Here is a 13259-nt window from a genome sequence, read left to right as displayed (position 1 = left end):
CCTGCTGTTTCTAACTTTATAATCAGTACTGAAAGCTTAAAAGAACAGGTCTTGGAGAATTATATTGCAGAATTAAATGATGCGCAACGAGCGCCGGTATTACACAAAGACGGGGCATTAATGGTTATCGCCGGAGCCGGTTCCGGTAAAACCAGGGTGCTTACCTATCGTATTGCTTACCTGATGTACCAGGGTATTGACCCATTCAATATCCTTGCGCTTACCTTTACCAACAAAGCAGCCCGGGAAATGAAAAGCCGTATCGCCTCTATTGTAGGGGGGAGCGAGGCAAAAAACCTGTGGATGGGTACTTTTCATTCTGTTTTTGCTAAAATTCTTAGGATAGAATCTGATAAGCTGGGTTATCCCAGTAATTTTACTATCTACGACACCCAGGATTCTCAAAGACTGATCAGTTCTATCATCAAGGAAATGGGCCTGGATAAAGATGTTTACAAGTACAAACAGGTTCAGAACAGAATATCTTCTTTTAAAAACAGCCTGATCACCGTCAAAGCATATTTCAATAATCCGGACCTGATGGAGGCCGATGCCATGGCCAAGCGACCAAGAATGGGGGAGATCTATAATGAGTATTGTGAACGGTGCTTTAAGGCAGGTGCCATGGATTTTGACGACCTGTTGTTAAAAACCAATGAGTTGCTTACCCGTTTTCCTGAGGTTTTGGCCAAGTACCAGGATCGTTTCAGGTATATCCTGGTAGATGAGTACCAGGATACCAACCATTCTCAGTACCTGATCGTAAAGGCATTGAGTGACAGGTATCAGAATATATGTGTAGTAGGTGATGACGCCCAGAGTATTTATGCTTTTCGCGGGGCAAACATTAATAATATCCTGAACTTTCAAAAAGATTATGATAATGTGACCATGTACAGGCTGGAACAAAATTACCGGTCTACCGGAAACATTGTTAAGGCGGCCAATTCGGTCATTGAGAAAAATAAGAGCAGGCTTGATAAGGTGGTTTGGACCGCCAATGACGACGGGAACCTGATCAAGGTACACCGATCTGAGACAGATGCAGAAGAAGGCCGTTTTGTGGCGTCGTCCATTTTTGAGAATTCTATGCAGCACCAGATGAATCATGGAGATTTTGCGGTGTTGTACAGAACCAACTCCCAGTCACGGGCCATAGAAGATGCCCTGAGGAGAAAGGATATTCCTTATCGTATTTATGGTGGCCTTTCCTTTTACCAACGCAAGGAGATCAAGGATGTCTTGTCTTATTTGCGATTGATCATTAATCCTAAAGATGAGGAGGCTCTTAAAAGGGTTATCAATTTCCCGGCCAGGGGTATTGGGCAGACCACGGTTGAAAAACTCACCGTAGCAGCCAACCATTATAGACGTTCCATTTTTGAGGTAATGTCAAACCTGGATAAGATCGATCTCAAGATCCATGGAGGAACACGCAGAAAACTGGAAGATTTTGTAACCATGATACGCAGTTTTCAGGTGACCAATCAAAATGCCGATGCTTTTCAGCTTGCCGAGCAGGTGGCTAAACAAACCGGTATTCTTCAGGAGTTTAAGAAAGATGGTACGCCGGAAGGGATTGCCCGGATGGAAAATGTGGAAGAACTGCTTAACGGTATCCAGGACTTTGTTGAAGGACAAAAAGAGCTGGCTGATGCCGAAGGCAGTCTTAGTGAATTTCTGGAAGATGTAGCCCTGGCCACAGACCTGGACCAGGATACGGGTGATGATGACAGGGTGGCCCTGATGACCATTCACCTGGCCAAAGGACTTGAATTTCCTTATGTTTATATTGTAGGAATGGAAGAAGACCTTTTTCCATCTGCCATGAGTATGAATACCCGCAGTGAGCTGGAAGAAGAACGCCGACTGTTCTATGTAGCCCTGACCAGAGCAGAGAAACAAGCCTATCTCACCTATACGCAGAGCAGGTATCGATGGGGGAAACTCATCGACGCCGAGCCAAGTCGTTTTATTGAGGAAATTGAAGATCATTTCCTGGAACATCTTACACCACCTGTAAGCTCAGGCTACCGGTATAAGCCTATGATGGATGATGATATTTTTGGGCCGGTAGACAAGAGTAAGTTCAGAACCACCAAGCCCAAACAGGGAACCCCACCTTCACATCACAGTCCTTCTCCCGAGAAGCTGAAAAAGCTTAGAAAACTCAGGCCCGATCTTGGGGTGCCAAAATCAAATATGACCGATAATCAGGCCCTCAATGAACTGGAAGTAGGTGTTAAAGTAGAACATACCCGGTTCGGTAAAGGAGAGATCGTGGCCATCGAAGGGTTTGGTAACGACAAGAAGGCAGAAATAAAATTTGACACCGGGGGTATCAAGAAACTTTTACTGCGTTTTGCAAAATTGACCATCCTTGAGTAAATAGTTCATTAAGAATCGATTATCTTTATAGGACGTTTTTTGCGTACATGAGGTAATTTCTGAAGATGGCACAGTTAATAAGGATCTATGAAGAAAATCCGGACCCGCGGAGTATTAAAAAAGTGGTTGATACTCTAAGGGATGGAGGTCTTGTGATCTATCCGACAGATTCTGTATACGGCCTGGGCTGCGATATTACCAACACCAGGGCCCTGGAGCAGATCGCCCGTATAAGGGGAGTAAAACTGGAGAAAGCAAACTTTTCCTTTATTTGTGCCGACCTCAGTAACCTCTCTGATTATGTACGCCAGATAAATACCCCTACATTTAAGATCTTAAAGCGAGCCCTTCCCGGGCCTTATACCTTTATACTGCCCGGCAATAACAACCTGCCCAAGGTTTTTAAAAAAAAGAAAACCGTGGGTATCAGGGTTCCCGATAACAACATTTCTCGGCTGCTGGTAGAACAATTGGGAAACCCTATTGTGTCAACCTCTATCTATGATGAAGATGAGGTGATCGAATATACTACCGACCCGGAACTGATCAGGGAAAAATGGGATAAACTGGTTGATATAGTGATCGATGGGGGCTATGGTGATAACATTCCGACCACTGTAATAGACCTTTCAGGAGATATACCCGAAATTCTCAGGGAGGGTAAAGGAGATCCTTCCATCATCGATAATTAGGAAGAAATAAATCAACTGCAAAAAAAAAGCGACCCATAAGGTCGCTTTCTTTATATAACTGAAACAGTTTAGTTGATTGAAGGATCTTTAAGACCTTCTTCGATCATACTGTAGAACTGATCGATCTTTGGAAGAACAACGATTCTGGTTCTTCTGTTCTTAGCTTTTCCTTCGCTGGTTTCGTTGTCAGCGATCGGCACGTACTCTGCACGACCGGCAGCAGTCATTCTTGCAGGTGCTACTCCGAAATCATTCTGAAGTGTTCTTACAACAGCAGTTGCTCTAAGTACACTTAGATCCCAGTTGTCTTTGAAAGGTGCAGTAGATTTAACTTTATCACTGTCAGTGTGTCCTTCTACCATGAATTCAAAGTCAGGCTTGTTCTTAACTACTGTGGCAACTTTACCAAGTACTTCTTTAGCCTTTCTGGTTACAGTGGCACTTCCTGAAGCGAATAATAGTTTGTCTGAAATGTTTACATAAACCACCCCTTTGTCTACACTAATGTTGATGTCTTCATCATCAAGGTTACCAAGAACTCCTTTAAGGCTTTGAACTAAGGCCAGGTTGATAGAGTCTCTTCTGGTAACTGCATCCTGAAGTTTGCGGATGGTAAGATCTTTCTCTGCAAGGCTTTCCAGAGACTTCTCGAGATTTTCAGCTCCTTTGGTTGTTAGAGTTGTTAGATTGCCCATATTGTTGATAAGCTCCTGGTTGTTGGCTCTCAACATGGCGTTTTGCTCTCTCAGAGAGGCAAGCTCAGCATCTGCCGTGGCGTTTTCTTCAAGACAACTGTTTAATTTTACAGTCGCTGAATCTAAGAGATCTTGAGTTTCTTTTTGTTTAGCTTCCAGTTCTGAGTATTTCTTTGAAGAAACGCAAGAAGAAAGAAATAGGGCTCCTACAGCACCGAGTAAAAGAATTTTTTTCATAATGAGTAATTTACTTGAATTTTAAGTGTTAACAGTTTCAGTTTAGCGCAAAAATATAGAAAATGAGGTAGTAGCATTGTACGAATTCGTTAATATTTTATTAAATACCCCGCTCAAATACCAGCCTTCTCATCATCTGTAATTTGGTTAAACAGCTTCTTTTTATATACGAAATAACTCCACACTATGGATGTGCAGTTAAAGTATTTAAAGTCCTTATTAATTTCGTCTCTTTTAGAGAATATTCTTATGAAATTTTTGTAATAACTTAAATGTGAGCGTATTATGGCGATAAAGTGCTTGGGTTTTCCCTGAAATAAGAAATGTAATCCTGCCACTCCATCTAATATTAACCTTGCAATTAACAAAGGAAATACCTTACGCTTCGGTAAATTTTTAGTGATTGAATATAGTGAATTCCTGAAATTAAAGAACGTTTTTTTGGGGTTCATACTATCAAGGGTGGCACCCCCTACATGATACACCGAACTATGGCCTGTATATCTGATCTTATAGCCCTTGTTATGAGCCCGCCAGCATAGATCTATTTCTTCCTGGTGGGCAAAGTAATCTTCATCAAATCCTTTCAGTTCACGATACACTGAGGCCTTTATGAACAAGCAGGCGCCTGTGGCCCAGAAGATCTCGCGAACATCATTATATTGCTGTTTATCTTCTTCCAGAGACTGAAATATTCTTCCTCTGCAGAAGGGGTAGCCCAGGCGGTCTATAAAGCCTCCGGCAGCCCCTGCGTATTCAAAATGACTTTTTTTCTTGTAGTCCAGTATTTTGGGTTGTGCAATGGCCGTATCAGGCATTTCCGTGAACAGCTTTTTAACGGGCGCTAACCACCCCGGTGTTACCTCCACATCAGAGTTTAGTAAGCACCAAAGCTCTTCTTTTACATGGTGAAGGGCCTCGTTATAACCACGTGCAAAGCCCCCGTTTACGTCATTCTGAATAATGGTGACCTCCGGAAAGTGTGCTCTCAGATAAGATACAGAATCGTCATCAGATGCATTATCGGCAACATAAACATGGCCGCCCTCACTGCAGGCAAGCACAGTTGGAAGAAATTGCTCCAACAGTTTTCTTCCGTTCCAGTTCAAGATTACAATGGCTATCTGCATGTCCGGTAGTAGGTTATTTTTTAGGGGTTTCAGACCTTGTGCAAATTAAAGGATATAGGTCGGAATTTCCTCAATAAAATGGTATTTTTCCAATTGATAATCAGGCTTGCAATAATAATGGTTCATTCCATTGGTAACCATCAGATACTCGGCCTTTAAGGCCATATTGTAACGGGCAATCTGGTTAAAGGTTTCCTGGGTGATCGGTACCTTTGGAGCTTTGCATTCCACCATGAGAAAAATACGCCCGTCAGGACGGTATACCACTACGTCGTAGCGCTTGCTGAGACCGTTTATTTTGAGTTCTTTTTCAGCATTTACCAAAGATACAGGGCATTTTTTCTCGCGTATGAGGTATTGCATGACGTGCTGACGTACCCACTCTTCCGGTTGAAGAATAAAGAATTTTTTCCTGACCGGATCAAAGATCTGGATCTTATTTTCTTTACTTTTGAATCGAAAGGTATAGTCCGGAAAATTGAGTTTTTGCATAGGGCAAATATGCTAATTTTGACCTACTTGTCAAAGTCGTTGATACGGCCTTTAACACGCCCAGAAATCTATTGAAACATGAACGAGATCAAAAACATCGTTTCTGATATTAAAAAAGGTAATATTCATCCTATTTATTTTCTAATGGGAGAGGAGTCTTACTATATAGACAGCCTCACCAAATTCATTGAGAATAATATTCTGCAAGAGGAAGAAAAGGGGTTTAATCAAATGGTACTTTACGGCAAGGACGTCGAGATCGAGGAGGTGATATCTCAGGCAAAGCGTTACCCAATGATGGCCGAGCGCCAGGTGGTTATTGTTAGAGAGGCCCAGCACCTTGTGCGTTCCATTGATAAGTTGTTGCCTTATGCCGAAAATCCGCAGCCTTCTACGGTGCTCGTTTTTGCCTATAAGGGCAAAACCCTTGATAAGCGTAAAAAGGTGTATAAGATGTTGCAGAAGAACGGTTTGATTCTCGACACAAAAAAATTATATGACAACCAGGTACCTGATTGGATTCGGAGAGTACTTAAAGGCAGCGGGTATACCATAGACCCTAAGGCTTCAGAAATGCTGGTGGAATTTTTAGGGAATGACCTCGGGCGTATCTCTAATGAATTGGATAAGTTAAAGGGTATCATACCGAACACCCAGGTTATTACGCCTGAGCACATCGAGGCGAATATAGGTATCAGCAAGGACTTCAATAATTTTGAGCTGAAAAGCGCAATAGCCGAGCGGGACGTTATGAAAGCAGGGAAGATCATTAAGTATTTTTCTCAAAATCCCGGAGAACATCCTGTATTGCTTACCGTGGCATTATTGCATAATTTCTTTTCCCAGGTTTTGGCCTATCACGGCCTGCCGTCTCATCATGATAAACAAGCTGTAGCCCGGGCTATTGGTGTAAGAGGAACCTATCCGTTGAAGGATATAGGTATGGCTGCCCGAAATTACCCGATGAAAAAAGTAAGCTCCATTATTAATGTCCTTCGCGATATTGATGCAAAGTCTAAAGGGATGGGGGTATATCAGTTGCCCCCCGGAGACCTTTATAAAGAACTAATGGTTAAGATCATGTATTAAAAAAAAGATCCCGCTTTAAAACGGGATCTTTTTAATTATTGATATTTCGATCTGCTTAAAGCGCCGGGTACTTGCCCGGGTTGGCTTCATGCATGATGTTATACACTTTTTCAAAAATATCTTCGGCATTTGGCTTAGAGAAATAATCTCCGTCACTTGCATAGGCCGGTCTGTGTTCTTTGGCTGTAATAGTCTGAGGAGCACTATCGAGGTATTTGTATCCTCCCTGGTTTTCCAGGATCTCCTGCATCAGATAGGCCGAAGCACCTCCCGGTACATCTTCATCAACCACCAATAACCTGTTGGTCTTTTTAAGACTCTTCACGGTATTGTGATCAATATCAAAAGGGAGCAGGGTCTGCGCATCGATCACTTCCACATCGATATCTACTTCCAATAACTCTTTGGCTACCTGCTCAACGATCCTTAGGGTAGAGCCGTAAGAGACAATCGTTATGTCTTTTCCTTCTTTTAGGGTTTCAACCACCCCGATCGGTGTGCGAAGTTCACCAAGGTTATTTGGTAATTTCTCTTTCAGGCGGTATCCGTTCAGACATTCAACAACCAGTGCAGGTTCATCAGACTCCATCAGGGTATTATAGAATCCTGCAGCCTTGGTCATGTTACGTGGTGTTAAAATATACATACCACGCAGCAGGTGAATAAGCCCACCCATGGGTGATCCTGCATGCCAGATACCTTCCAGTCTGTGACCACGTGTACGCACAATAAGCGGAGCTTTTTGCTTACCGGCACTTCGGTACAACAGGGTTGAAAGATCATCACTTAACACATTGAGTGCATAGTGAATATAGTCAAGATACTGGATCTCTGCGATAGGGCGTAAGCCTCGCATGGCCATACCGATACCTTGGCCAATAATAGTGGCCTCGCGAATTCCTGCATCCGATATTCTTAATTCTCCGTATTTATCCTGAAGCCCTTCAAGGCCTTGGTTAACATCCCCTATATTTCCGGAATCTTCACCAAAGATCAAGGCATTAGGATTGTTCGCAAAGAGTTTGTCGAAGTTTTCACGTAATACGATTCTTCCGTCTACCTGCTGTGCATCATCATCGTAGGTAGCCTGAACTTCGGCGATGTTGGTTGCGTTCGTTCTGGTTTCATTGTAAAGATGCGAACTGTAGTCGGGTTGGGTGCGCTGATAGAAATTGTCGATCCATTGTTTCAGGGCTGACTTTTCGCGACTCTCTTCACCAACAACATATTTTAAAGCCTTACGGGCCGCAGTAATAACATGACGTTTAATAGGCTCATCAACAGCAATAAGGTCATTCTTGATCTTGTTAATGAATACCTTGTTCGTACTTGATGCGGCCAGATCATCCAAAAGGGCTACCACCTGCACCTTGTCATCCTTCATGGGTTGAAGAAACTCGGTCCACGCTTCTTTCTTAGCGGTTCTAACTTCCTTCTTGATGTCTTTTTCCAGGTTGCTGAGCTCTTCTTCAGTAGCGAGATTGTTCTCGATCATCCACTGACGCATCTTGAGATTACAGTCGTGTTCTTTTTCCCATTCCAGGCGCTCTTTGCTCTTATAGCGTTCGTGAGAACCTGAGGTCGAGTGACCCTGAGGCTGGGTAAGTTCTACTACGTGTATCATTACCGGAACATGCTCTTCTCTGGCAATTTTACCGGCTTTTTCATAGGCTTCGATCAATGCCGGGTAGTCCCAGCCGTTTACTTTTATGATCTCAAAGCCATTATTGTCTTTATCTCTCTGAAACCCTTTCAGGATCTCTGAAATATTCTCTTTTGTGGTTTGGTGTTTGGCGTGAACAGATATTCCGTATTCGTCGTCCCAAATACTGATCACCATGGGAACCTGCATCACTCCGGCTGCATTGAAGGCTTCGAAAAACAGGCCTTCGCTGGTACTGGCATTACCAATGGTACCCCATGCGACCTCATTTCCATCGTTGGAAAAACCTTCTTTTTGGGTACCTTCAACGTTTCTGTAGATCTTTGATGCCTGGGCCAGACCCAGTAAACGGGGCATTTGCCCGGCAGTGGGGGAGATATCTGAACTACTGTTCTTCTGCTTGGTAAGATCTCTCCAGCTTCCGTCAGGATTTATAAAGGGTGTCTGAAAATGACCTCCCATTTGCCTTCCGGCACTCATAGGTTCTTTTTCAGCATCAGTGTGTGCATATAACCCGGCAAAGAAGTGCTTGATCTTCAGCTCTCCAATAGCCATCATAAAGGTTTGATCCCTGTAATAGCCGCTACGGAAATCGCCGTTTTTGAAAGCTCTTGCCATAGCAAGCTGAGGAACTTCCTTTCCGTCACCAAAAATCCCGAATTTTGCCTTCCCGGTAAGTACCTCTCTTCGCCCCAGCAAACTGCATTCTCTGCTGGTTACCGCTATACGATAATCATTGAGCACCTGGCTTTTAAAATTCTCGAATGAAATGTCTTTGTGTGATTCTGTTTTAATTTCCATATGTAAATTATGAGACTCTTGCAAAAGTAGCTAAAACGAACGTTAAAAGCAATCTAGATGCTTTAATAATAATAACAAATTCTTAATATATCCTCATATTTTTAGCATAAATTAGATAATTAATTAAAAATATTCGACATTTTTAAGAAATCCTCAATTTGAGACCCGCTTGGTTAACATCTTGAAAATGAGGCTTTAGAATTGTTTAAAAATTGATTTACAGCCACTTACGGGAAAATAAACCACTTAAAATTCGTGGGGAAAGGGTTACAACAAAGCGAATTTTTTGGTCATACCTGTCTTGTGCGATTTCCCAGCCGTTGTTAGAATACACCGGGAAATATAGCTCAAAGAAATCTGTAACCAGGTTCAGGCGAATCCCGGAATCGTAAACAAACCTGGTCTCCTCATCCTTGTTGTGTATAAACCCAATATCGCCATAGGCTTCCACATAACGCCAAATATTCATGGAGGCGTTAAAGGTGGTTATCCAATCGTCTGCAAAAGGGTCAGGAAGCTTTGATTTAAAGCCGCCCTCTGCAATAATAACCTGTTGGCTGGCAAATCCGCTTTCTTCAGACCGGCCCAGGTAGTTGTAATCAAAAAGGTAATCGGTTGGACGATCAAGGGCATAGCTGAAAAAGTCAGAATTAGTTTCGTTGTAAATGAATTTCCCGGCAAAAAATCTCAGGTTCAGCTGACGGTTGTTTTGAAATAACCGTCTCCATTCCCAGTTAAACGAAACCTTTGAGAATTCTGCTGCTATTTGCAGGTCTATAAACCAGGATTTATACTTGATGATCCCGTTATTACTGTATGCATAACGTGAATTGAATACGCTGTAATCAGGATCTGTATCGATAAGGGGTGAGTTTTGACGCAAGACATTGACAAACCGGGTTCGCAAAAATTGACGCTCATTGCTGCGGAGGTCACTATCTCTGAAACCGAAGGTGAGATAAGGGGTTATAGTGGTATATCGGAGATTTTCTGCATAGTGAAAGGTGGCTCCCGATAGGGCGGCATTCACTACATATAAACTACCTTCTCTGATGTATTTTCGATAAGCTACGGAACCGCTGCCTACCAGTGACTTTTCCTTTAAAGCGTAGCCCGGAGCCACATCAAATATGAAGGGTCTTTCTCTGAGGGTTTTGTTGTGAAGGCGAAGACCGGGGCTAAACCCGTCATAGATATTAAAATTGAAAACCGGGACCCAGAAGATCTGATTGTAATTGGGGTCTTCTGCATCTTTGAAGAACTGAAACTTCAGTTTTCGATTTGTTGAAAAAAAGCCTCCCAGTGACTTCCAGTTATCACGTTCGTTGAATTCAGGTATTACATGATCATAATTAAGCACCAGTTTGTTAACTCCTTCACGTGGCGCCCGGATGGTGGTAGTGCCTTCAAATTCTTTCAGCCAGGTTTTAAACAGCACATTTTCATCTTTGTCAATACCGAATAAGGTCACAGGTACTTTGGCGCCGGTTTTATTTTTTACTGTTACCAGAACACTGTCTTCTGTTTTTTGGAAATCCTTTATAGTGAAATCAATGCGTTTATCCCCTCTCACAAACTCTTCAAGGTACCAATCAATATCTCTGTCGGCATTTTCTTTAAGGATGCTTTCCAGGTCGTTGGCTGTCGAGTATCGCTGGTTGAAAGCTTTGTAGTATTGCTTTATACTTTTTCTCATGAAGGTACTGCCCATATAACTTTCCAAATAGGAAAGGCCAACACCTGCCTTGTATTTATTGGAGATCTTTTCATTGAACTTGATCAGGGAATCTGTTGGTGTTCTAAGACCCTGATCCTGATTTCTTCTGGCCATGAACATTTGAAAGAAAGGGTACTGTTCGTTATAATCCATCTGAGCCAATTTTAGACGGCGCAGAAAGAAACTGTTAGATAGTTTCCCCAGGAATTTCATTTCAGGATAATAAACGTTTTTATATTCCATCATGAGCCAGATCTGTAGCGCATCTATGACCCATCGTTCCTCCCGTTGGTCTGTAAACAGGCTGTTTTGTAAATAATTATAGGCAGCCGTTTTTAATAGTTTCATTTCATACTGGAACTCCTCGGGGAATGGTCTTAAGAATGAAGGGAGCTGGTTGATGCCATACAGCGGATTAGCCTGGTACTCTTCTTCGGTAACCATGAGCTTGTCATGGGGATATTCTCCCAGCATTTCCTGAATAAAGTTCATGACCCGATTAGCTGCGTTAACCCTGGTTATAATAGACAGATCATTGCCTTTAATGTTGGTTAACAATGACAATTGATCGTTCTGGAAGATCTCAAAATCATTTTTTTTCCTGAAAAATAATTTAACATCGCCCCGATGTTCGCCGTACAGCATGTCGGTGTGATATAATCGGCTGCGGTCTTTTTCAATAACATCCAGGTCGGTTAGCAGGATGAAATTGCCGGGGTAGGTGATCTCAAGCTCGAAGCTTTCGTGCCATTGGCTCATATCATTTAGATCCTTATTGCTGTATTTCTTCCACCCGTTCCTGTAAAGGGCAGGGGTAAGGTACCAGTGCCTGAGGTTATAGAGCGATTCACCGTACCCGTATCCCGTAAACTGATTGCTCGGGATATCGATGGTATAATTGAGTCGGAGTAGGTAATATTTGCCGGGGTATACCGGAAATTGTAATTGAACCCTGATCAGGTCATCTGCCGGCTGACGTTCCCAATTCAGGAAGTCGTAATTCCTGTCTGCTATGTTTAAAATATTGGTGCGGCCGCGTTGAATGGATTTTGCGAGATGGAATTCCTTTTTAAAATCTTCATCAAAGCGTTTTGCCAGGGGGGTGTTCTTGTTGGAATAGGCGTGATTCCAGTCGTAGATCCAGATCTCATTCAGGGTATCTTGTGAATGATTAAAAAAGATCATTTCCTGCTGAATCTGCAGGGACTTTGTTTCATTTAACAGCTGTACATTGAGACGGTGACTGTTTTGAGCAGAAAGCTTCACCAGGATGAGAAAAAAAAACAAGCGTAAAAACATAGAAGCTGCTCTCAATGCATAGGGAATTAGAGGCCCCGAAAATTAAATTCTTTGTGGTAAAGCCATTGCAGTTCGGGGGCTGCATCCTACCTTTACCTTCCTACAATATTATACAAAATTTTGTTACAATAACGGGACTCTTTCAGGTAACTCCCATCAATAAAATAAAAACTCTATGAACATAAAGGAACTTCAGTCAAACGAATATGGCAAATTCTATGAGGGATATATCAAGGTGCTTGGAGACGTTGATCTCATGTCTGAATTCAAGGCGCGAACCGATGCCTTTAACAGCCTTTTTGAAAGACTGAATGAAAAGGACCTTCATTACAGCTATGCACAGGGTAAATGGACCATTGCAGAATTAATTCTTCATATTATCGATGCTGAGCGGGTTTTTCAGTATCGTGCACTGCGCATTGGTCGCGGAGACACAACTGATCTTCCGGGGTATGATCAAGATATTTTTGTGCCCAACTGCAATGCTTCTGAGCGTACCTTATCGTCCTTACAGATAGAATTTGGTCAGGTGCGCAGTGCAGGTATATCACTTTTTGAAAACTTCCCTCAAGAAGCCCTGCTAAGGTTGGGTACGGCCAGTGGGGAAAAAGTCAGTGTAAGAGCATTGGGGTTTATGATATGTGGCCATCAAAAGCATCATGAAAATATATTAAGGGAAAGATACCTTCGCAATTAAAAAGGCCCCGTTTAGGGGCCTTTTTAGTGTATTTAGAATTCATTATTTGTCGTCATCCTCATCCGGGATCTGAAGGTTATCCGATTCCAATTCTGTTCCATCAGCATCAAAATCATCAACATCATCATCATCATCATCAAAGTTCTCCATAGTGTTTGCCAATTTGGTACTAACCTTGACAAGGTAAGTAGTGTCTTCGGTTCGAACTTCTACCGCTTCCACCATCTCATTGTTGGCATTACGGAAACTGATGATATCATCGTCGCCATATCCGTCAGGATATTTTTCCACCAACATTGACAGGATCTCGTTGGTAAGTTTTTTAAAATCAACAATAACTCTTCTCATAGCGTGACTGT

10 protein-coding genes are annotated in these 13259 nt (G+C 42.5%); 4 read left to right on the top strand and 6 right to left on the bottom strand.

What is annotated here, in order from left to right; all coding sequences use genetic code 11:
- Positions 1 to 51 precede the first annotated feature (51 nt).
- A complete protein-coding gene (locus E7Z59_RS09950) occupies positions 52 to 2388 on the top strand; it encodes an ATP-dependent helicase (RefSeq protein ID WP_136336166.1) in 2337 nt (778 codons plus the stop codon).
- 65 nt (positions 2389 to 2453) lie between these two features.
- The gene (locus E7Z59_RS09945; RefSeq protein ID WP_136336165.1) at positions 2454 to 3080 is read left to right on the top strand and encodes an L-threonylcarbamoyladenylate synthase; all 627 of its coding nucleotides are present in this window, start codon (positions 2454 to 2456) and stop codon (positions 3078 to 3080) included.
- Positions 3081 to 3148: 68 nt separating this feature from the next.
- On the opposite strand, the gene E7Z59_RS09940 is transcribed toward E7Z59_RS09945, so the two are convergent.
- From E7Z59_RS09940 to E7Z59_RS09930, 3 genes are all read right to left on the bottom strand, one after another.
- Complete coding sequence (locus E7Z59_RS09940) at positions 3149 to 4012, bottom strand: OmpA/MotB family protein (RefSeq protein WP_136336164.1); 864 nt, start codon at positions 4010 to 4012, stop codon at positions 3149 to 3151.
- Between the two features lie 113 nt (positions 4013 to 4125).
- On the bottom strand, positions 4126 to 5142 hold the full coding sequence (locus tag E7Z59_RS09935) for a glycosyltransferase family 2 protein (protein ID WP_136336163.1): 1017 nt from the start codon (positions 5140 to 5142) through the stop codon (positions 4126 to 4128).
- Between the two features lie 45 nt (positions 5143 to 5187).
- The gene (locus E7Z59_RS09930; protein ID WP_136336162.1) at positions 5188 to 5634 is read right to left on the bottom strand and encodes a type I restriction enzyme HsdR N-terminal domain-containing protein; all 447 of its coding nucleotides are present in this window, start codon (positions 5632 to 5634) and stop codon (positions 5188 to 5190) included.
- Between the two features lie 78 nt (positions 5635 to 5712).
- Here E7Z59_RS09930 and holA point away from each other — a divergent pair, with 78 nt between their 5' ends.
- Entirely contained in the window at positions 5713 to 6723 is a 1011-nt protein-coding gene (gene holA, locus E7Z59_RS09925; RefSeq protein ID WP_136336161.1) for a DNA polymerase III subunit delta, read from the top strand.
- A gap of 55 nt (positions 6724 to 6778) precedes the next feature.
- Here the strand turns inward: holA and E7Z59_RS09920 are convergent, their stop codons facing one another.
- Positions 6779 to 9187 carry an alpha-ketoacid dehydrogenase subunit alpha/beta gene (locus E7Z59_RS09920; RefSeq protein WP_136336160.1) on the bottom strand — a complete coding sequence of 803 codons (2409 nt, stop codon included), beginning with the start codon at positions 9185 to 9187 and terminating at the stop codon, positions 6779 to 6781.
- A gap of 217 nt (positions 9188 to 9404) precedes the next feature.
- Positions 9405 to 12218 carry a gluzincin family metallopeptidase gene (locus E7Z59_RS09915; protein WP_242015686.1) on the bottom strand — a complete coding sequence of 938 codons (2814 nt, stop codon included), beginning with the start codon at positions 12216 to 12218 and terminating at the stop codon, positions 9405 to 9407.
- 160 nt (positions 12219 to 12378) lie between these two features.
- Between E7Z59_RS09915 and E7Z59_RS09910 the strand changes: the two genes are divergently transcribed.
- Positions 12379 to 12900, top strand: coding sequence for a DinB family protein (locus tag E7Z59_RS09910; RefSeq protein WP_136336159.1), 522 nt, complete (start codon positions 12379 to 12381; stop codon positions 12898 to 12900).
- Between the two features lie 42 nt (positions 12901 to 12942).
- Here the strand turns inward: E7Z59_RS09910 and E7Z59_RS09905 are convergent, their stop codons facing one another.
- Complete coding sequence (locus E7Z59_RS09905; RefSeq protein ID WP_136336158.1) at positions 12943 to 13248, bottom strand: hypothetical protein; 306 nt, start codon at positions 13246 to 13248, stop codon at positions 12943 to 12945.
- Positions 13249 to 13259 lie beyond the last annotated feature (11 nt).

It is taken from the genome of Robertkochia marina, assembly GCF_004799345.1.
GTDB classification, from domain to species: Bacteria; Bacteroidota; Bacteroidia; order Flavobacteriales; family Flavobacteriaceae; genus Robertkochia; species Robertkochia marina.
The sequence above is the reverse complement of the archived record's forward strand: the minus strand, read 5'-3'. Positions and strand labels throughout refer to the sequence as shown.